The following is a 21093-nucleotide window of genomic DNA, read 5'->3' as shown; positions in this document are numbered from 1 at the left end:
GCATGTATGGTCTCTCTTCGTCTCTTGACATGTATGAACTTTAGTTTCATTGTATCATATGCGTGGAAAAAGGCAACTGTTTTGCACAAAAAGCCATTTGATGGCTGAACGTGGCTTGCATAAGCTAATATTCATTCCTTTTTCTTTATATTTGTTTACAATCTGTCTCGCGTTTGGCCGCTTGTTTTCCTTTCTTTTTCTTTGCACGCGATCTCTTCCTTTCTCATCTCTTTTACATATTTACGAATGACAACATAAAAAGTTTCGCGCACGATTTACTTTTTTCCTGCATATATTACGAACAAACGTATGTCATAAGGAGTGAATGCTGATGAAAAAAGATTTGTCTCATATGCTCGATTCGTTTTTTGATGATCGGTCGTTAAAAAAAATGTTGCATGCGCTTGATGAGTATGTTCATCGTACATTTTCACCTGTTTATATTCCGATTGATGTGCGTGAAACAAATGAAGAATACATCATCATTGCCCGTATTCCAAACGCAAAACGTGACAGTATTCATTTACAGTTCATAGATGATACACGCCTGTTATTGTCGGTCGTTTACGATGAACAGACAGAAACAATTGATGATGAAAACAAAATTGTTCATCGCCAACGGACATATGAACGAGCGACGAAATCTATTTTTCTCCCTTATCCTGTGAGTGAATCAGACATTCACGCATCATTTCAAGACGGCAAGCTAATCATTCGTCTCCCACAGAAAAAAACATTTATCCCAATTGAATAACGATACGAAAAAAACGCAAACGTTACAATTTAAACGTTTGCGTTAATCCTTTTACAAGCCCGCTCATTTGGTTCATGACTTGCACCGCCTGCCCCATCGTATTCATCATTTTTGTTATATCATACGTTCCTTCTTTTGTTTTAAACTGCTCAAGCAAGCTTGGCGGTTTTGGGAACGGAGACATCGGCGGTACAAAAGGAGAAGCCGCTGGCGGAGCGAATGGGGACATCGATGGTGCAACTGGCGGAACGACTGGCTGGGTTGGAAACGAAGTCGGCTGAGAATAGTGTTGAGAATAGTATGGATAATAATGAACAGGTGGAATATGTGGCATTTGCATGGTAGACCATGGTTGATACATAGCTTCTCATCTCCTTTCATTACATCGTATTCGCTTTGAGCGGAATGGTTCGTGACTAATCATGTCAATCGATGTCGGAATTCTCAATTTTTTGAATTTAACATGTTGTCTTTTTTTATGTTATGATAAGTGCAAAAGGGGGAGGGAATAATTATGACAATTATTGAATTAAAAAACAAGTTTATTGCAACAAAACAATATGAGCCAATTGATGCAAACGAATTGCTTGATTTTGCGCGTCAATTGTATTTGCGCAATGAGTTGCCACTTGGCGTGTATCGCCATCTCGTGCGCGATTTAGAAGCGCTCGGTGCTTACAAACCTGATGATGAGCGTATCGAGCAATATTCGGGAAGTGCTGAATGATTTGTCCCCTCTTGTGCCATGCTAAGTGGGACGTTAGCATGACAAAAGGAGGCATCGGAAAATGGGTCGTGGTGTTCATTTTCACCATAAGAAAAAAGGTCATGAAAGCAAAAAGCCAAAACATGGCGAATTGGCGTCGTCGAAACAACGTGAAGTCGTGGACTACGCCATCGATACAGTAGGAAATGAAGAACATCGCCCGGTGACGATTGAACGGGTAAAAGAATAAAAGGTGGCGAATCACGCCACCTTTTTTATATCGCTGGAGCAAACGTATATGTTTCTTTTTTTTCGATTTGTCGTTCCATGTTGTCGAGTTGGCGTTCGATGTCTTGTAAACTGTCTTGTTGCATATCGTAATGTGTAGCCATTTGTTCTGCCGTACGCTCTTTTAATTTATTTTCCAACTGTTCAATGTCGTCTAATAACTGTTGTAACTGCATTTGAATATGTTCCATCCTCCAACTCCCCTTTCGACCTTTGCCATACACATTCGCCATCCATCTTCTCCTCCCTTCTCACTTGACAAAACTAGAAGAAATTCGGCAAACAAAGTGTTGTGCGTACAAAATTCGACAAATCGATGCGTATGTTTTTGACATGATCGGTCAAAATAAAAAGATGAAAGGGGGCATTCTGATGGCCAAAAAAGAACAAAAGAAAAAACAAAAGCCGAAGCAAGAAGAAACGACAGGTTTTGGCGACAAAAAACTAGAAGGTCCAGACCGTCCTTCTACATAAGAAAAGCGGGCGAATATGCTCGCTTTTTCTAATTTTCATGAAAATGACGAACTGCTGAAACATATGGTATAATGATGAACATTCAAGGGGGGATGATATGTTGAAATATCCGAATGGGCGACCGTATAAAAAAAAAGAAAATGAACAGACGTTGCGCACTTCCGCTGCCGATACGTATGGAAATCGAGGAATGACGCTAGAGGCAGATTTAAACGAAACAAACGCCTATTACTTGGCTCAAAGTATTGCCGTTATTCATAAAAAGCCGACACCAGTACAAATTGTGCGCGTCGATTATCCGAAACGAAGTGCCGCAGTCATTAAAGAAGCGTATTTTAAACAACCGTCCACAACAGACTATAACGGCGTATACCGTGGGAAATATATTGATTTTGAAGCGAAGGAAACACGAAATCGCACATCGTTTCCGCTTCAAAATTTTCACGAACATCAAATTGAACATATGAAACAAGTGTTAGCCCACGGAGCGATTTGCTTCGTGATTTTGCGTTTTACGACATTTGATGAAACGTATTTATTGGACGCACATCACCTCCTTGAATATTGGGAGCGAAAACGACAAGGTGGTCGCAAATCGATAACAAAAGCGGAAATTGAACGACATGGTTATCTCATTCCGCTTGGCTATCACCCACGAATCGATTATATTCAAATTGTGGACAAACTATATTTTTAGAATAGGAGGAACGATATGGAGAACTATCGTTCACGAACTGAACGAAAACAAGCGGAACAAAAAAAACAACGTCCACGTAAGCGAGGGCGTTCAATGATGAAAAAAATTGTGCTTATTATGTTGCTTATCATGACTATTGGTATGTTTTCTGGTGTAGCAGCGTTTGCATGGATGATTAAGGATGCACCGCCACTTGATGAAACGTTGTTGCGAGATCCTTTAGCTTCAATCGTTTACGACGTCAACGGGCAAAAAGTAGTAGAACTCGGTCAACAAAAACGTATTTACGTATCGTATAACGATATTCCAAAAGTGCTTGAAGAAGCGGTGCTGGCTACGGAAGATGCTCGTTTTTACAAACATCATGGGTTTGATATTGTGCGCTTTTTTGGTGCTGTTTTAGCAAACATTCGGGAAGGATTTGGTGCTGAAGGTGGAAGTACAATTACGCAACAAGTGGTCAAACTTTCCTTTTTAACACCTGAAAAAACGTTAAAACGAAAAGTGCAAGAGTTATGGCTTGCCATTCGGTTAGAGCAAAAATACTCAAAACATGAAATTTTAGAAATGTATTTAAACAAAATTTATTACTCAAACCGAGCGTACGGTGTTGCGAAAGCGGCGGAAACATACTTCGGCAAAAGCGATTTATCGCAATTGACGCTACCAGAAGCAGCATTGCTTGCCGGCATTCCGCAAAGTCCAAACAATTATAACCCGTTTACGCATCCTGAAGCAGCAGAAAAGCGTCGCAACACAGTATTGTCGCTGATGGCTAAACATGGGTTTATTTCGAAAGAAGAAGCAGAAGAAGCAAAAAAAGTACCTGTACAATCGCTATTAACGGAAAATAAACAACAAAGCGATATTCCATACGATTCATTTATTGATCAAGTGATCGATGAAGTGACAGAAAAAACAGGACTTGATGTGTTTACTGCCGGACTGCAAATTTATACAACGTTAGATCCGAACGCCCAGTCATACGTTGAGGAATTACTCAATTCCGACGAGGTCATTCGCACAAACAAGGCTGATTTCCAAGCTGGTATTGCTCTAGTCGATACAAAAACTGGCGAAATTCGGGCACTTGGTGGCGGACGTAAAAAAGAAGAAGGAGTCACGTTTGGATTTAACTATGCTACAGATACACGGAAACAGCCCGGCTCAACGATTAAGCCGATTGTCGATTACGGTCCTGCGATCGAATATTTAAAATGGTCGACATACCATCAATTAAAAGATGAACCGTATCAATACTCGGACGGAACACCAATTAAAAACTGGGACGGCAAATACGAAGGACAAATGTCGATGCGCACAGCGCTTGCTCGTTCTCGAAACATTCCAGCGCTAAAAGCGCTCCAAGAAGTCGGCTTAGAACGCGCAAAGCAATTTGCTAATAAACTTGGCATGGGCTTTGAAGAAATGCACGAAGCATATGCGGTCGGTGGGGTCGATAAAGGCGTATCTCCACTTCAAATGGCCGGTGCATATAGCGCATTCGGAAACGGTGGCATTTATATTGAACCGCATGCTGTAAAAAAAGTCGTATTCCCAGATGGGACAGAAATGGATCTTCGTCCAGAGCCAAAAGTAGCAATGAAAGATTATACCGCGTTTATGATTACCGATATGTTAAAAACGGTCGTCCAGTCAGGGACAGGAACAGCTGCGAACGTACCAGGACTTCATATTGCTGGAAAAACTGGAACGACAAACTATGATGAAAAAGATCGTCGTAAGTACGGCCTCTCAAAAGGAGCCGTGCCTGACAGCTGGTTCGTCGGCTATACGCCAAATTATACAGCGGCGATTTGGACCGGATTTAGCAAAAAAAGTAGCGAAGCGTATTTATCAAAATATGAACAACAATATGCGAAGCAATTGTTTAAACGTGTCATTTCCCACGTAGACGATGGTAGCGGGGGCGATTTTAAACAGCCGAAAAGCGTTGTTCAACTCGCAGTAAAAAAAGGAACGAATCCGCCAAAACTAGCGAATGAACATACACCAAAAAGTGAAATTACGTACGAATATTTCGTGCGCGGTTATGAAGAGCCAACGGAAGTGGCTGAAGATAAACCGGAAGTGGTTGAACCAGTAAAAGACTTACGGGCACAATACGATCCAGCGACACAAACGATTTCGTTGTCGTGGTCGTACACGATCGATCCTGAAAAAGATGTGTCGTTTGAAGTGCGGCAAACGGTAGATGGTCGTAAGCCAACCGTCATTGCTAAAACGAAAGATTCGCAGCTGACCGTTGATGCGAAAGAAGGCTCGGTGTACTTGTTTGAAGTATATGCCGTCGCAGCAGATGGCACAACAAGCGCACCAACTACAGCGCTTGTGCAAATTCCGAAAAAAGAACCGGAGCAACCAACAGAAAATGAGACACCGGGACAACCGGGAAACGGAGAATCCCCGGAGACGCCAACAAATCCGACCGAGCCAAATCCAAACAATCCGGGGACACCGACAAACCCGACCGAGCCAAACCCAAACAATCCGGGGACACCAACAAACCCGACAAATCCAACAAACCCAAATAACAATTCATCAACAAATTCGTCGGGAACGAACAATCAACAACGAAATGGAAACAATGACGGGGCAACAAATCGGCAATAATAATGACAAAAGAGACTGAGTGCAATCCTCAGTCTCTTTTTTGTTGAGCCATTTGTTTATAAAATAGCTTCATGAGTTCGGTAAATAGTTCATCTAATTGGACGAAAGAATGGTGAAGAGTAGGGCGGACGAAAATAAACGAAAGCCGATCCACAACATTTAACGGACGAAGCGGAAGCGACTGAACTTCCTTTTCCCATTCGTATACGTTGCTTACTGCTCGTTCATTGAGCCAATGTAGCGCACATAAAAAGTAGCTAATCCCTCGAACCATTCCGTCTTTTGCTTTGTTCCCTTGACGAGTTGCAAACAACGGAGCTAGTTCATGTTTTTCTTCCTCCCAAAGTTTAAATATAGCAGGAAGAGACTGCTCTTTTCGTTGCCACGCTTTCTCCTGTTGTGTCATATCGTAGTAAAATGGCACATGCTTCATCATCATCGGAAACGGCTGGAACGTAGAAACGTCCATTGTATCGGTCGTAAAAAAAAGCGGATGTTGAAACGTTTTTGGAATGATCATTTACATCTTCCCCTTCATCCGTTTTTTTCCTTCTCGACAGAGATGAAGCAGTGGACAAACGTCACATTTCGGTGATTGTGCTTTACAATGATAGCGTCCAAAAAAAATAAGGCGATGATGGGTCACCGACCATTCTTCTTTCGGAATTTTTTTCATTAGCGTTTCTTCTACTTCTAACACAGAATCTTTCCAACGACAAATGCCAAGCCGTTTACTCACTCGTTCGACATGCGTATCGACAGCAATCGCAGGAACGCCGAATGCAACAGATATGACAACGTTCGCTGTTTTCCGTCCTACACCTGGAAGCTTCATTAGTTCATCGCGACTTTTTGGCACTTCCCCGTTATATTGCTCGATTAATATACGACATAGTTGCTGAATGTTTTTTGCTTTATTGCGATATAGTCCGATCGAACGTATGTCTTGTTGGAGCTCTTCTAGTGGAACAGACACGTAATCTTCTGGTGTTTTATATTTCTCAAATAGTTGCTTCGTCACTTTATTGACGAGCGCATCGGTACATTGTGCCGATAAAACAACAGCGATTAATAGTTCAAACGGATTGCGATGAACGAGCTCACAATGAGCGTTTGGAAACATGTTTGCGATCTCATCTAAACAGTAGCGAATTTGTTGCTTCGTGAACATGTAACCATCCTTTCTACGACTGTTCAAGCCAATTATAAATCGGAACGGTTGGTTTATATGGCTGCTCTTGCTTCACTTGGTTTTTACGAAACTTTTTGGCATGTTGTTGCGCTTGTTCAATTGTTTTAATTCCATTCTTTTTCCATTCAAACAAAATGCGATCGATGTAGCGGAAATTTAATTTTCCTGATAATACCGCCTCGCGTAGCGCCGCTTTAATGATTACAGGGTCGTGTTCGTCTTGATCCATCCACATCGCTAGCGTCTCACATTCCATTGGGGAAAGCGGGCGACCGAATTCATGTTCAAAAACGGTGTACAATTGTTCCTCTTGCTGTTCCTCTTGTTTTCGATCCTGAAAGACGGTGCGAATAAGCTTTTCCCAAAGCGGATCAAGCGAATAACATTCGCTATGAATGTTGTTATCCATTCGCTCTTCAATAGCCAAAAATCCCTTTTGTACAAGCTTTCGCAGTTGTTGCATGCACATTTCAGAAGAAATGGTCATGCGTGCAGCAATTTCATCTGGAGTTGGAAATGAAGTTCCTTGTTCAAGAAAAGAATGAATGTGCAACAATAACATAAACTCTGTTTCATTTAATCCAAGCGTTTTATAGTTCGTTAATAATAACCGTGGAATGGCCACGCTTCCTTCACGAAAAAAGCGAATCATTTCATTATCCATGTCAAACACCTCACGCCCTATTATATCATAAAACAAATCCCCCATGTGAACACGGGGGATTTCGTCATTATGGATATAAACGATTGAGTAAACGTGGAAACGGAATCGTTTCACGAACGTGTTCAACACCACAAATCCAGGCGATGGTCCGCTCAAGCCCTAGTCCGAAACCTGAATGTGGCACAGAACCGTATTGACGAAGCTCTAAATACCATTTATATGCATCAAGCGACAATTGATGTTCTTCTAACCGTTGTTTTAATAAATCGTAGTCATGAATGCGCTCTGAACCGCCAATAATTTCGCCGTATCCTTCTGGAGCGATTAAGTCAGCGCAAAGAACGACTTCTGGACGGTTTGGATCTGGCTGCATATAAAACGGCTTTAATGTCGTTGGATAATGTGTAATAAATACCGGTTTATCAAAACTTTCCGCAATGGCTGTTTCATGTGGCGCACCGAAGTCATCGCCCCATTGAATGTCGTTAAATCCTTTCTCATGAAGAAGCTGAATCGCTTCATCATACGTAATGCGCGCAAATGGCGGCTTGACATTTTCGAGCTTAGACGTATCACGACCGAGCGTTTTGAGCTCTAGTTGGCAATTTTTCAATACTGACTGCACAATATGAGAAACGTATTGTTCTTGTACTTGTAAGTTATCTTCAAATTGATAAAAAGCCATCTCCGGCTCAATCATCCAAAACTCAATTAAATGACGGCGCGTTTTTGATTTTTCCGCACGGAACGTTGGACCGAACGAAAATACTTTGCCAAGTGCCATCGCTGCTGCTTCCATATATAGCTGACCACTTTGTGAAAGATACGCATCTTCATCAAAATATTTCGTATGGAACAATTCTGTCGTTCCTTCTGGCGCGCTTCCTGTTAAAATTGGCGGATCCACTTTCACAAAGCCGTTTTCATTGAAAAATTCATATGTGGCCCGAATGACTTCGTTACGAATTTTCATAATCGCATGTTGGCGCTTCGAGCGAAGCCATAAATGGCGATGATCCATTAAAAATTCAATACCGTGTTCTTTTGGTGTAATTGGATAATCAACAGCCATATGAATAAGTTCAATGTTTGTGACAGATAGCTCATATCCAAACGGTGAACGATTATCTTCGCGCACAACACCTGTGACATATAGTGAACTTTCTTGTGTTATGCTTTTTGCTGATTGAAATACGTCTTCACTTACTTGCGCTTTTTCTACAACTCCTTGAATAAAGCCTGTGCCATCGCGCAGTTGTAAAAAAGCGATTTTTCCACTTGATCGTTTATTCGCAAGCCAAGCGCCAATCGTTACTTCTTGTCCTACATATTTATGTACTTCTGCAATCGTCGTTTTCACAAAAATTCCCTCCAAAGACGTTCAACTGTTATGTACATCATCAATATTATACATTTCGACAAAAAAACGCAAGATGATCGTTCTTACACTCAAAGAAAAGGCTAGTCATATCGACTAGCCGCGCGTTTTTTCACTAATAAACGTTTCGATACGATCGAGCGCCTGATGAAGTAACTCAAGCGATGTCGCATATGATAAGCGCACGTTGTTTGGTGCACCAAATCCTGAACCAGGCACAAGTGCGACTTTCGCCTCTTCAAGCAACGCTTCGACAAACGCATCGACATTTTCGTATCCAGTCATCGTTGCCGCTTGTTTTGCATTTGGGAACAAATAAAACGCACCTTGTGGCTTCACGCATGAAAACCCTGGGATTTGAATAAGGCGATCGTAAATAATATTTAATCGTTCTTCAAACGCTTGACGCATTTGTTCAACTGGCTCTTGGGATCCGCTATATGCCGCAATGGCAGCGTATTGAGCAATCGATGTTGGGTTTGACGTACTATGGCTCGCTAAATCTGTCATGGCGCGAATGATATCGGCATCCCCTGCTGCATAACCGATGCGCCATCCTGTCATGGAATGTGATTTGGACACCCCGTTAATGATGATCGTTTGTTTTTTCAATTCCGGTGAGAGCTGAGCAATCGAAACATGTTCATGTCCACCGTAAACGAGTTTTTCATAAATTTCATCAGAAACAATCAACACATCGTGGGCTAAACATACTTCACCGAGCGCCCGTAACTCTTCTTTCGTGTAAATGACGCCCGTTGGATTACTTGGAGAGTTAATAATGACCGCTTTCGTGCGATTTGTAATCGCCTGTTTGAGTTGCTCCGGTGTTATTTTGAACTCATTTTCTTCAAGTCCTTCAACATATACCGGTACGCCTCCTGCTAGTTTCACTTGTTCCGGATAGCTCACCCAATACGGCGTTGGAATAATGACTTCGTCGCCTTCATCTAAAATGACTTGAAATAGCGTGTAAAGCGCATGCTTCGCCCCGACACATACGATAATTTCTGACGGTTTATAGTCAAGTTGTTGGTCTTGCTGAAATTTTTTAATAATCTCTTGCTTGAGTGTTGCTAACCCACCAGATGGCGTATATTTTGTATGGCCGTCATACATCGCTTTTACAGCGGCTTCCATAATATGTTGGGGCGTATTAAAATCTGGTTCGCCAGCGCCAAGTCCAATGACATCGTGCCCTGCTGCTTTTAATTCTTTTGCTTTCGCTGTAATGGCAAGCGTTGATGACGGCGTTAATGATGCAACGCGTTTCGCTAACTTCATGAATCCTTCCCCCTCGCAAAATGATATCTTTTCAAAAAGGTCCCGTCTTCAAAACGAACGTAATAAAACGAATAACGGTCTCGTTCGTCAATATATGTAATTTCCCATAGCGGGACCCCTTTTTCCATTCCTAATTTCACTGAAACAACTTCTTTCGGATGATAAGGTTTAATAGACGATTGCGCTTGTTGTTTCGTAATGCCTTCTGAAGCTTTTCGAACATCAACCACTCTTCCTTTTTCCGTCACCCACGCAATCATTTGTTCATCTTTATCATTTTTGCCTATGACGATGATGTATACGTCACTACCTCGATACGTATATACATCAGTTATATGGATAATCCCTTTTTTCTCCGCCTGTTTCATCGCACGTTGTTCGCTTTCGTTTTTAGACGATATCGCATCGCTATATGCGTCGATATATAGGAATAAAGCAGCGAACAACACACATACGAAGGCAATGACTATTTTTTTCACATTCATCCCTTCTTACGTTCGATAAATCGTAAACACAGCCTTTTCCTTATTTTCTTCATCAAGCGCTAGTCCGAACATTAAATCTTTTTCTTTTAATGTTCGGTTCAAACAATCAACAATTTTGTATAAGTCCGATGAGTATTCAACCTTTACAGTTGCTAATACTTCGATTTTACTCTCCACGATCCGATCCTCCATGTGCACAAATTTTGTTACTTATATCGTTTGTCATGAACGGAAACAATACAATTACACACCGATTTCGGTGTATAAACATCTTCATTGTAGCAACGATTTCCTACATTGGTCAATTTGAATTAAAAAATTTCCTATCGTACACACCGCGGGCCGAATGTTGGCCCTTTTTTAAAATGTCATGACATCGTATTCCTCTAAGTTGCATTTCACTACAATCACACCAAAACGATTTGTCTCATAACAATCGATCCACGCCGCGTACAACCGCTCAAGCAACCGTTCACTCGGCCAGCTGCCGTGCTTTTTGAAAATGATTGCTACTTGTGGGTCGACATGTTTTAAAAAAGACGTCCGCGGATAGTCATTTATACCGAAATGGGCAATTTTTAATATGTTTACATCATGAAGCGGCATGGTCATCAATGTTCGCTCGACATCATTGTCAGCATGCGCCATATATAAAAGGCGGAGCTGACCGTATTGAAGGGACATCGTTACATCTCCATCGGCTATATAGAGTGGCTGTATGCGAAAATGCGGAAAAGGTTCATATACTTTTTGTTCTTTCCATTCATTCACTATTTTCGGACCATACGTTTGTTCAATCCATTTGACATTGCCGACATATTCTTGATCATCACTCGTTAGCAAAAGTTCATCGATTTCGGCAATATGGAAATGCTCAAACCATCTTTTTAGTTCTCGCTCCGTATGCGGTGCCCCTGTATTTAACAATACCGTTTTTCCGCTTGCATGTTTAAATAACGTCGCTTCTCCGTTGCTAAGTGGCAAAAACATAATGGCCATTTCCTCTTCTTCAAGCATCATATCAATTTTTTGAATGTGCTCTCCTGCCGTTGAAGGATGCATGAAACTACTTAATACAAAAAAGAATAGCATCCATTGCAAAATGTTCACTCCCTTCATCTACATCTTTTATCTTTCACTGATAAAGGGAATTTTATAGCCACTCATTAACATGTTGTAAAAGTTCGGCAAGCGGCGCATGATATACCCGAATAGGTGGAAGAGATTGCAAAAAATATTTACTGTACGATGCTGTTAACAATCGCTGATCTAAAACGAAAATCATTCCTCGATCTTCTTTTGTACGAATTAATCGTCCAAATCCTTGTTTAAAGCGCAAAATCGCTTGTGGCAACGATAAATCGTAAAACGGATTGCCTCCTTTGGCGCGAATATAATCGCTTTTTGCTTCCATGACCGGATCATCTGGTGGAGCAAATGGTAGCCGAACAATGACGACGCATGTCACTTCATTTCCAGGGAGGTCTACCCCTTCCCAAAAGCTACTTGTGCCAAATAAAATCGCTTGTTCAAATTGCTGAAAATGGCGCGTTAACTTCGCTGCATTACCTCCACTTACTCCTTGAGCAAGTAATACAAATGATTGCTCGTCATTGAGCTGTTTTACGAAGGTATACGTTTGTTTCAATAGCTCATATGACGTAAACAATACAAGCATGCGCCCTTTTGTATGTTCAGCGATACGAATAATTTGCTGAGCGGCATGTTCAGCATATTGTTCAACTGCAACCGCAGGAAACGTTGGCAAGTCTGTTGGCACCATCAGTGCGGCTTGTTTTTCATACGAAAATGGTGACGGAATGATGCGTGTAAACGGATAAAAATCATCAAGACCAAGCCGAGCAATCATAAACGAGAAACGATTGTTTGTCGTTAACGTTGCTGAAGTTAAAATAACACTCCGCTTACGTGAAAATAATTGCTCAGCAAAAAAATGGGCTAAATCGAGCGGCTGTGAAATGACTGTGATCGCATTTACAGCGGCTTTCGCATCTACTTCTAGCCAGCGAACAATATCATCGTCGTCGCTCGTTAATAAATGTTGTAACGTCGATAAAACGTCAATAAACGTTGTAAAAGGTTTCCTCTCTTCTTTTGGAATATCGTCTATCATTTGCGACAATTGTTGCACGGTGCTCATAATGCGCATAAGCAATTCAATTGTTCCGTTCCATTCTTTCCCATACTCTTTCCACGGAACAAAGCGATAGCGAATACGTCCATTTCCTTTTTGTCGCCGTAATACATAATAGCGAAGAGATTGAAATAGTTGATTCAGTTCATATTCAAGATCCCCTAGAAACGAGCGGAGTGCACCCACTTTGTGCATCATAGCAACGTCGTTCATTCGTGTCCACAGTAGACGAACGTACTCATATGACACGTGCCTTCCGAAAAAATGAGCAGCCACATCTTCTAAATGATGAGCCTCATCAATGATGAGTCGTTCATACGGTGGGAGAAAGTTTTCGTCAGCAGTTAAATCATGCATAACGAACGAATGGTTTGTAATAATGATATGCGCATGTTTTGCTTGTTCTTTGGCACGAACAAAAAAATCGTATTCCTCATTCGTGTCATCGCTATGCACATCTTCCCAAAATAACGTACCTCCCGCAGTTAAGTTTAGTTCATCGACATCACCTGTCTCTGTTTCTGTTAACCAGACGAGCAATTGACATTTTGTTAAAGCAATGTCGTAGTTCGTATCTATATCGTCTAACGTACGAGCAAATTTTTTTACGCTAATATAATTTCGTTTGCCTTTCAAAACAGCTGTTGTAAATGAAAAAGGAACAAGCTGTGTGACCCTCGGTAATTCTTTTTCAATCATTTGTTTTTGCAACTGGAGCGTATGTGTGCTAATGACGACAGGTCGCTGTTGCTTTACCGCATAAAAAACAGAAGGAAGTAAGTACGCCATCGTTTTTCCAATGCCTGTTCCTGCTTCAATGAGTGCATGTTGACACGTTTGTAACGCGTAGTCGACGTCTTCCATCATTTGTTTTTGTCCAGCTCGATATTCAAATGGCGAAACAAATGGGTTTGTCGCAAGCCATTGTGAAAAAGATGGAATATGTTTACGGTTGTCAGTTTGTTTTGGCGAAAACCATTTTTTTAAAGCGACCCCTTCATATTCAACCGTTTCTTCGTTCTGCTGAAGAGAGCGTTCTTTTTTAGTGATGTATTGATCTAAAAGAGCAGTTAACTCACTCTTTAGCGCTTGACTGTGTCGGCGCAGTTGTTTTAATGTCACAAGCGGTAAATGAGATAGCTTATGCAGTAAAAAAAGAAGCAGTTGGGCTGTCGCTTCTGCGTCGCAATCTGCTTGATGAGGACGATCATGTGCAAGCGACAACGCTTCAGCTAAATGATTCAACTTATAGCTTGACTGTGTCGGCATAAGAAAACGGGCGAGCTCCACCGTATCTAAAAGCCGACATGTCGGCGGTTGTATGCCGCTTCGAATAAACTCCTCTTGTAAAAATGCCCAGTCGAAATGAACGTTATGCGCTACGAAATAAGCTCCTTTCCATTTTTCAACAAGCATTGGGGCAATATAGTGAAACGGCGGAGCATCATGCACCATCGTATAATCAATGCCCGTTAACTGTTGAATAAAAGGAGGAATGTCTCGCTCTGGCTGAATAAATGTTGAAAAACTTTCGCAAACTTTGTCGCCCTCGATGACGACAAAACCAATTTGAATGATGCGATCTTCTTTTTTCGGGGCATTTCCTGTCGTTTCAATATCGACGACGACAAAGCGATCATTCATCTTTTTTCACCTCACATCTGTGTAACAAACAAAAAGAGGCGGCATGGCTCCCGTTATAAAACGGTCGCCGCCGGCTCTTGTACGATGAGTTCTTTAATGCGGTTATGCTCGTCCATAATCGCAATTTTCGGGCGGTGAGACGCCAATTTTTCTTCTGGTACGAGTACGTATGAGATGACGATAATAATGTCATCTTTTTGAACAAGACGAGCTGCCGCTCCATTTAAACAAAACACACCGCTTCCTCTTTCACCAGGAATAATATACGTTTCGAATCGTGCTCCATTATTATTATTTACAATTTGCACTTTCTCATTTGGAACCATCCCAACTGCATCTAAAATATCTTCATCAATTGTAATGCTACCAACATAATTTAAATTCGCTTCCGTCACACGAGCACGATGAATTTTAGCGTTCATTAATGTACGGAACATGGTGTTGCCTCCTTATTGTACGTTCATAACGATATTATCAATCAAACGAGCGTTTGTAAACCGTACAGCGAGCGCAAGGATGATCTTTCCTTGTAACGTCTCGAGTGGCTTTAGCTCTGGGTAAGAGTAAATTTCAACGTAATCAATGACACCGTTTGTATGTTGTTCAATATGATGCACAATCGCTTGTCGTACCCTCTCTACGTCGCGTTCTCCGGCTTCGATAAATGCTTTTCCTCTTTGTAAAGCCGCATATAACGCAGGCGCTTCTTTTCGCTCTTGCTCGCTTAAATATACGTTGCGTGAACTTTTCGCAAGCCCATCGTCTTCACGCACCGTCGGAACAGCAACGAGTTCAATTGGAAAATGGAAATCGCGAATAAGCCCATCGATGACCGCCACTTGTTGTGCATCTTTCATTCCAAAATATGCGCGATGTGGCATGACAATATGAAACAGTTTCGTCACAACCGTTGCGACTCCGTCAAAATGCCCCGGGCGAGATTTGCCACAAAGTACATCGACGCGCTCATGTACCTTCACTGTTACTGACGGCTCATGCGGATACATTTCACGGACGGACGGGTAAAAGACGATGTCGACTCCCGCCCGTTTAGCTATTTCATGATCGCGCTCAAAATCGCGCGGATAACGATCAAAATCTTCATTCGGTCCGAATTGAAGCGGGTTGACAAAAATGCTTAAAACAACAAAATCATTTTCCTCTCGTGCGCGTTTTAATAACGCGACGTGTCCTTCGTGCAAGTAGCCCATCGTTGGCACGAAACCGATCGTTTTTCCTTTTTGGCGTTCAGCCATCATACGGGCTTGCATCTGTTCAATTTTTTCGATTGTAATCACGATTGTTTCCCTCCGTATAACGCTAGCCATTGTTGTTCATTCATCGTAAATGATTGCTCATCGCTTGGAAATTGACGCGTTTTTACGTCAGCCACATACTCCGCTAGCGCTTGTTGCATCGTTTGTTGAATGTTCGTATATTGTTTGACAAATTTCGGAATGCGTTCTACACCATATCCGAGCACATCATGATAGACGAGCACTTGTCCATCCGTACCAACTCCGGCTCCGATACCGATCGTCGGGATCGTTAATTGCTTTGTTATCGCTTCACCAAGTTGCTTCGGTACACATTCTAAAACGAGGGCGATCGCTCCGGCTTGTTCACACGCTTTTGCTTCTTGTATGAGACGTCGAGCACTTTCGGCATCTTTTCCTTGTACTTTATATCCACCTAACACACCGACCGATTGTGGCGTTAAACCGAGGTGAGCGACAACAGGCACGCCTGCTTCTGTTAAAGAAGAAATGACTTGTAATACAGAACCTGCCCCTTCGACTTTTACAGCATTTGCACCTGATTGTTGCATGATTGCTTTTGCATGTTTTAACGCGTCAGGAAGGGTGCTGTACGACATAAAAGGCATATCGGTGACGATAAACGTATTTGGCGCGCCACGTCGAACAGCTTTCGTATGATGAATCATATCTTCCACTGTTACAGGGATCGTTGAATCGTATCCTAATACGACCATTCCAAGCGAATCGCCGACTAAAATCATGTCAACACCGGCTGCCTCAGCAAGCTTCGCTGATGGATAATCGTAAGCCGTTAGCATAACAATCGGCTCATGATTTTTTTTCATGTTCAAAAAATCTAATTTCGTTTTCATATACATCCTCCTCTCAATATGCAGAGGAAATGGATAAAAAAAGCCTTCTTTCTGCCAAAATAGAGAAAGAAGGACTTTTTGGTTTGCTCCATCCCTCTGTCCCCGTCCGGTTAATCGGATCAAGGCAGAATTGACCGTTAATATGTCATATGCGTGGTGCAGTTCTCATGAAGATACTGCCCAATTTCAACCGCTTTCATTTTAACAAATATTTAGAAATTTTCCTACTCTTTTTTTATTTCAATATCTGCCGAATAAATGTAATGAATCGCCCCGTCTTCAGTTTGCACCTTTAATGTACCTGAATCTGTAATTCCAAGCGCCACACCGCGAATCGCTCCATTTAGCGTACGCGCTACAATTTGTTGACCAATCGTGACTGCATAGCCTTCCCACAACAGTTTAATCGGTAGAAAGCCGTGTTGTAAATATTGTCCATATAGCTGTTCTAACTTTTGTAACAATGTTTGAACAATTTTCGGACGGTGGAACGTTCGTCCCGTTTCAAGCGCCAGAGACGTTGCAATCGGGGCAATATCATTAGGGAACTGTTTTTGATTGACGTTCATGCCGATGCCGACGATGACTGCCCGCACTTGATCGGGATCGGCTTGCAATTCCGTTAAAATGCCAGCGACTTTTTTGCCATTGACTAATATATCGTTCGGCCATTTAATATCCGGTACGATGTTTGTTACTTCCTGGATCGCTTCGGCAACCGCAACAGCAACTAAAAGCGTCAGCTGAGGCGCTTGTTGCGGTGGAATAGACGGGCGCAAAATTAAACTCATCCAAATCCCTGTTCCTTTCGGTGAGTGCCATGATCGGTTTAAACGCCCTCTTCCTGCCGTCTGCTCCTCGGCAATGACAATCGTCCCTTCTTCGGCACCCTCGTGGGCAAGTTGATGAGCTAATTGTTGCGTCGAAGGCACGCTTTCTTGGTCATATACGTTCCAACCAAAACGTTTCGTTTTTAACCCGAGCTGAACCTCATTTGCGTTCAGTTTATCAGGCATTTGTTTTAACCGATAGCCAAGCCTGCGAACGGCTTCAACTTCAAATCCTTCTTTCCTTAAATCTTCAATATGTTTCCAAACAGCTGTTCGTGAGCAACCGAGCTGCTCACTAATCTTTTGTCCGGATAAAAACGCTCCACCTGCTTCTGTAAATAGTTTCAACAGTTGTTTTCTCGTCTCTGATTGCATACCGCCCACTCCTTTAGCTTCTCTTTCTCATTTTCCACTTCACGATGCAGTACGGCACGCTCGATGTTTTCAATCATTTCAGCTAACCATGGACCAGCTTTTCTTTCAAATAAAATAAGCAAATCGTTCCCATTAATCGCAAGCTCTTTACGATTGTGAATGGGTAACGCCTCCCATTGTTTCAATAACAGATGCACATGTGGTTCATCATGATCCAATGCTGCGCGTATGCGCTCAATGTGTGGAATGTATGATCCATACTCATACAATGTGTCAATTGTCCAATCCGAAAGCGAACGAATATGTTCGAGCGCCTTTAAACAAATCAAAATGTCACGAATGAAGTGGTTTGGTAATTTCCATTTTTTTAGTTCTTTTTGATGAAAATGGACGACAAATGCAAATCGCGCCCATGCTTCCGTGCGATGAGTCGGCACAATGGAATAGGTAGCTAGTTGAGCAAGCTCCTTTTTTTTCGTAGCAAGCTCTGGCAAGTAACAAAATAAATTCGTTTCGATTAAAAGATCAATTGCTTTTGACATAAACGGACCGAGCAGCAATTTTTCAAATTCAACGGCGATGCGCTCAACAGCAATATGTTGCAATAAATGTCCGTATTGTATAATGGCTTGTTTTGTCTTTGTAGATAAAGAAAAGCCGAGCTGGCTGACAAACCGAAGCGCTCGCATCATCCGTAACGCATCTTCGTTAAAGCGCTCCGCAGCATCGCCAACCGTTTCAATGATGCGCTGCTTCAACGCTTCCGTTCCCCCAAACGGATCGATGATGTCACCGTGCTCATTCATCGCGATGGCGTTCATCGTAAAGTCGCGTCGCTGCAAATCTTCATAAAGGGAGCTGACGAACGTGACATCTTTCGGCCTTCGATAATCTTCGTAACGTCCTTCTTTTCGAAATGTTGTCACTTCATATGAAACGCCACGCTCAATAACCATCACCGTTCCGTGCGCAATACCGACAGGAACGGTTTTCGGAAAGATGGACATTACTTCTTGTGGATGGGCAGATGTCGCAATATCAATGTCACCGATCGGTCTTTGTAGTAAATAGTCACGAACCGCCCCACCGACAAAATACGCTTCATGCCCATGACGTTTTAATGTTTCAATGACAGACAGCGCCTGTTGAAATTGTTCGTTCATCATTCATCCCCTTTAAGTTGAAAATAAATATGTTCATATTGTGCCACGATTTTCTCAGAATAAAATTTTTCATACACGGTTTCACACGCCTTTTGTCCCATCGTTTGACGAAGAGCTTCATCCGTTAATAAACGAAGTGTTTGACGTGCCGCATCGTTGATATCACCGAGCGCACATAAAAAGCCGTTTTTTCCATCCTCAATGACTTCGGGAATGCCGCCAATCGCCGTGCCAACGCAAGGCACATGACATGCCATCGCCTCAAGTAAAACAAGACCGAAGCTTTCCTTTTCTGACAATAATAATTTCACATCACTAATCGAGTACAAGTCCGCTAAATTTTCTTGTTTCCCTAAAAAGCGAACATGTTCGCATAGTTTCAATTCTTTCACAAGGCGACAAACGACTGTCATTTCTGGTCCATCACCGACAAGGAGTAATTTAGCAGGGACTTGTTTCACAACGAGCGCAAACGTACGGACGACATCGCATACCCGCTTTACTTTTCTAAAGTTCGACACATGAATAACTACTTTTTCATGCGGGGCGATGCCGTATTGCCGACGGAGTTCATCATTTCGCCGTTTGCTGTATACACGTTCGTCAACAAAGTTATACACCGTTTGAATCGGCTTTTGCACATCAAGTAGTTCATACGTTTGAATAGCTAATGCATTGGATACGGCTGTGACAACATCGGATTGTTCGATACCAAATTTAATTAAGTCACTTAATGACGGATCGTACCCGAGCACAGTAATATCTGTACCATGTAGCGTCGTCACAATTTTTAAATGATCACCGACCATTTGTTTTGCTAAAAAGGCGCAAAGGGCGTGCGGAACAGCATAGTGGGCGTGAATGATGTCAAGTTGCTCCCGCTTCGCCACTTCTGCAATTTTACTTGCCAATGCCAAATCGTATGGCGGATATTGAAATACAGAATACGGATTCACTGTCACTTCATGATAGTAAATATTTGGATATACCTTATTTAGTCGGAAAGGAATGCTTGATGAAATAAAGTGAATATCATGACCACGTTCAGCAAGCATTTTTCCTAATTCCGTCGCAACGACCCCAGAGCCGCCGACTGACGGATAGCATACGATCCCTATTTTCAGTTTCATTTTTCTTCCCCTAACAAATCTTGTGCAAGTATAATTGGTTTTTTTGACATAAATCCTTCCGCAAACGAAACACCGACTTCTTTTCCGAACAATCGCTCGCGGCTTTCAACGGTTTCAATATATCCGTTCGTTAACGGCGTGTCAACTGAATCGCTCATTCGATCGAATTGGCTTTCGTATGCCTGTAAACTCGCTAATTTTTTATCGATCGTATCACTAATATCAACAACAAAATGAGGGCGATGAAATCCGTTAATCATATAAAAATAAACGGCTTGCACGCGATGAGGAGGTAGCTGTTGACCATCTTCATAACGGCGAATGGCAGCTGAAAACACCGCTTCTTCCACCAATCTCGCGCATTGACCATGATCTGGATGGCGATCTTCCCAATATGGTGCAAATACAATATGCGGTCGATATGTACGAATAACGGTCACGATCGGATCAATATGCTCTTTTTGCGTGGTTAGTCCACGATCTGGAAGATTGAGCTGTATACGTGTATGAACGCCGAGAATGTCAGCTGCCCGCTTCGCTTCTTGCTGGCGAATATGTACCGTTCCGTTCGATGATAGCTCTGCTAACGTCAAGTCGCATATACCGATGTTATATCCTTGTTGAGCGTATTTCGCAATCGTGCCGCCCATGCCGATTTCAACATCATCGGGATGGGCGCCAAATGCTAACATATGCATTACTTCTTCCCTCGCTTCACAATATTTCGCCATGCAAAATCGCCACGCTCTAAACCGTGTATGAGTACTTCAGCTGTTCCCATGTTCGTCGCTAACGGAATAGCATACACGTCACAAAGACGAATAAGAGCGCTAACATCCGGTTCATGTGGTTGAGCTGTCAATGGATCGCGAAAAAAAATCACCATATCCATATCGTTATTTGCAATCATCGCACCGATTTGCTGATCGCCTCCAAGTGGACCAGATTGAAAACGATGAACAGCAAGACCTGTCGCTTCTTGAATGCGTAATCCTGTCGTTCCTGTTGCGTATAATTCGTGTTCAGCTAAAATGTGTTGATAAGCTGTTACAAACTGAACCATATCTTCCTTTTTTTTATCGTGCGCAATTAAAGCAATTTTCAATTCC

24 protein-coding genes are annotated in these 21093 nt (G+C 42.2%); 5 read left to right on the top strand and 19 right to left on the bottom strand.

All coding sequences use genetic code 11. The annotated features are described in order from the left end of the window. The first annotated feature begins 331 nt into the window (after positions 1-331). Positions 332-754, top strand: coding sequence for an Hsp20 family protein (locus HNR43_RS08985; RefSeq protein WP_183243164.1), 423 nt, complete (start codon positions 332-334; stop codon positions 752-754). Positions 755-776: 22 nt separating this feature from the next. Here the strand turns inward: HNR43_RS08985 and HNR43_RS08980 are convergent, their stop codons facing one another. Next, entirely contained in the window at positions 777-1115 is a 339-nt protein-coding gene (locus HNR43_RS08980) for a YppG family protein (protein ID WP_183243162.1), read from the bottom strand. Between the two features lie 153 nt (positions 1116-1268). Between HNR43_RS08980 and HNR43_RS08975 the strand changes: the two genes are divergently transcribed. Then, the gene (locus tag HNR43_RS08975; protein WP_183243160.1) at positions 1269-1481 is read left to right on the top strand and encodes a YppF family protein; all 213 of its coding nucleotides are present in this window, start codon (positions 1269-1271) and stop codon (positions 1479-1481) included. Between the two features lie 61 nt (positions 1482-1542). Continuing rightward, positions 1543-1710: a hypothetical protein gene (locus HNR43_RS08970; protein WP_183243158.1), complete on the top strand. Its 168-nt coding sequence runs from the start codon at positions 1543-1545 to the stop codon at positions 1708-1710. A 25-nt stretch (positions 1711-1735) separates the two neighbouring features. Here the strand turns inward: HNR43_RS08970 and HNR43_RS08965 are convergent, their stop codons facing one another. Continuing rightward, positions 1736-1939 carry a hypothetical protein gene (locus HNR43_RS08965; RefSeq protein WP_183243156.1) on the bottom strand — a complete coding sequence of 68 codons (204 nt, stop codon included), beginning with the start codon at positions 1937-1939 and terminating at the stop codon, positions 1736-1738. 380 nt (positions 1940-2319) lie between these two features. On the opposite strand from HNR43_RS08965, the gene recU reads away from it, so the two are divergent. Both recU and HNR43_RS08955 read left to right on the top strand, forming a co-directional pair. Continuing rightward, positions 2320-2919, top strand: coding sequence for a Holliday junction resolvase RecU (gene recU / locus HNR43_RS08960; protein WP_183243154.1), 600 nt, complete (start codon positions 2320-2322; stop codon positions 2917-2919). Between the two features lie 15 nt (positions 2920-2934). Next, complete coding sequence (locus tag HNR43_RS08955; protein WP_183243152.1) at positions 2935-5553, top strand: transglycosylase domain-containing protein; 2619 nt, start codon at positions 2935-2937, stop codon at positions 5551-5553. A 28-nt stretch (positions 5554-5581) separates the two neighbouring features. Here HNR43_RS08955 and HNR43_RS08950 read toward each other — a convergent pair whose 3' ends face one another. From HNR43_RS08950 to mgsA, 17 genes are all read right to left on the bottom strand, one after another. Then, a complete protein-coding gene (locus HNR43_RS08950) occupies positions 5582-6073 on the bottom strand; it encodes a YpoC family protein (RefSeq protein ID WP_183243150.1) in 492 nt (163 codons plus the stop codon). Beyond that, positions 6074-6724 (bottom strand): endonuclease III, encoded by a 651-nt coding sequence (nth, locus tag HNR43_RS08945; protein ID WP_183243148.1) that lies wholly within the window; start codon positions 6722-6724, stop codon positions 6074-6076. Positions 6725-6737: 13 nt separating this feature from the next. Then, positions 6738-7409: a DnaD domain-containing protein gene (locus tag HNR43_RS08940; RefSeq protein ID WP_183243146.1), complete on the bottom strand. Its 672-nt coding sequence runs from the start codon at positions 7407-7409 to the stop codon at positions 6738-6740. 67 nt (positions 7410-7476) lie between these two features. Next, complete coding sequence (gene asnS / locus HNR43_RS08935) at positions 7477-8769, bottom strand: asparagine--tRNA ligase (RefSeq protein WP_183243144.1); 1293 nt, start codon at positions 8767-8769, stop codon at positions 7477-7479. A 114-nt stretch (positions 8770-8883) separates the two neighbouring features. Next, entirely contained in the window at positions 8884-10071 is a 1188-nt protein-coding gene (locus HNR43_RS08930; protein ID WP_183243142.1) for a pyridoxal phosphate-dependent aminotransferase, read from the bottom strand. Then, positions 10068-10556 (bottom strand): cell wall elongation regulator TseB-like domain-containing protein, encoded by a 489-nt coding sequence (locus HNR43_RS08925; RefSeq protein ID WP_183243140.1) that lies wholly within the window; start codon positions 10554-10556, stop codon positions 10068-10070. Before HNR43_RS08925 ends, HNR43_RS08930 begins: the two co-directional genes overlap by 4 nt. A 6-nt stretch (positions 10557-10562) precedes the next feature. Then, on the bottom strand, positions 10563-10733 hold the full coding sequence (locus HNR43_RS08920; RefSeq protein WP_006319505.1) for a YpmA family protein: 171 nt from the start codon (positions 10731-10733) through the stop codon (positions 10563-10565). Between the two features lie 183 nt (positions 10734-10916). Next, positions 10917-11648 (bottom strand): ComEC/Rec2 family competence protein, encoded by a 732-nt coding sequence (locus tag HNR43_RS08915; protein ID WP_246346288.1) that lies wholly within the window; start codon positions 11646-11648, stop codon positions 10917-10919. Between the two features lie 61 nt (positions 11649-11709). Next, the gene (dinG, locus tag HNR43_RS08910) at positions 11710-14355 is read right to left on the bottom strand and encodes an ATP-dependent DNA helicase DinG (protein ID WP_183243136.1); all 2646 of its coding nucleotides are present in this window, start codon (positions 14353-14355) and stop codon (positions 11710-11712) included. A 53-nt stretch (positions 14356-14408) separates the two neighbouring features. Continuing rightward, a complete protein-coding gene (gene panD, locus HNR43_RS08905; protein ID WP_003394601.1) occupies positions 14409-14792 on the bottom strand; it encodes an aspartate 1-decarboxylase in 384 nt (127 codons plus the stop codon). A gap of 12 nt (positions 14793-14804) precedes the next feature. Beyond that, positions 14805-15653, bottom strand: a complete 849-nt coding sequence (gene panC / locus HNR43_RS08900; RefSeq protein ID WP_183243134.1) for a pantoate--beta-alanine ligase — start codon at positions 15651-15653, stop codon at positions 14805-14807. Then, entirely contained in the window at positions 15650-16486 is an 837-nt protein-coding gene (gene panB / locus HNR43_RS08895; RefSeq protein WP_183243132.1) for a 3-methyl-2-oxobutanoate hydroxymethyltransferase, read from the bottom strand. Before panB ends, panC begins: the two co-directional genes overlap by 4 nt. Before the next feature lie 224 nt (positions 16487-16710). Next, positions 16711-17691, bottom strand: coding sequence for a biotin--[acetyl-CoA-carboxylase] ligase (locus HNR43_RS08890; protein ID WP_183243130.1), 981 nt, complete (start codon positions 17689-17691; stop codon positions 16711-16713). Further along, positions 17661-18854 carry a CCA tRNA nucleotidyltransferase gene (locus HNR43_RS08885; RefSeq protein WP_183243128.1) on the bottom strand — a complete coding sequence of 398 codons (1194 nt, stop codon included), beginning with the start codon at positions 18852-18854 and terminating at the stop codon, positions 17661-17663. The genes HNR43_RS08890 and HNR43_RS08885 overlap by 31 nt, the downstream gene beginning before the upstream one ends. Beyond that, positions 18854-19984: an N-acetyl-alpha-D-glucosaminyl L-malate synthase BshA gene (gene bshA, locus HNR43_RS08880; protein WP_183243126.1), complete on the bottom strand. Its 1131-nt coding sequence runs from the start codon at positions 19982-19984 to the stop codon at positions 18854-18856. Before bshA ends, HNR43_RS08885 begins: the two co-directional genes overlap by 1 nt. Further along, on the bottom strand, positions 19981-20715 hold the full coding sequence (bshB1, locus tag HNR43_RS08875; RefSeq protein WP_246346286.1) for a bacillithiol biosynthesis deacetylase BshB1: 735 nt from the start codon (positions 20713-20715) through the stop codon (positions 19981-19983). Before bshB1 ends, bshA begins: the two co-directional genes overlap by 4 nt. After that, on the bottom strand, positions 20682-21089 hold the full coding sequence (gene mgsA / locus HNR43_RS08870; RefSeq protein WP_183243124.1) for a methylglyoxal synthase: 408 nt from the start codon (positions 21087-21089) through the stop codon (positions 20682-20684). The genes bshB1 and mgsA overlap by 34 nt, the downstream gene beginning before the upstream one ends. Positions 21090-21093 lie beyond the last annotated feature (4 nt).

Origin of the sequence: Anoxybacillus mongoliensis (assembly GCF_014201515.1) — a bacterium.
GTDB lineage: Bacteria > Bacillota > Bacilli > Bacillales > Anoxybacillaceae > Anoxybacillus > Anoxybacillus mongoliensis.
The sequence above is the reverse complement of the archived record's forward strand: the minus strand, read 5'-3'. Positions and strand labels throughout refer to the sequence as shown.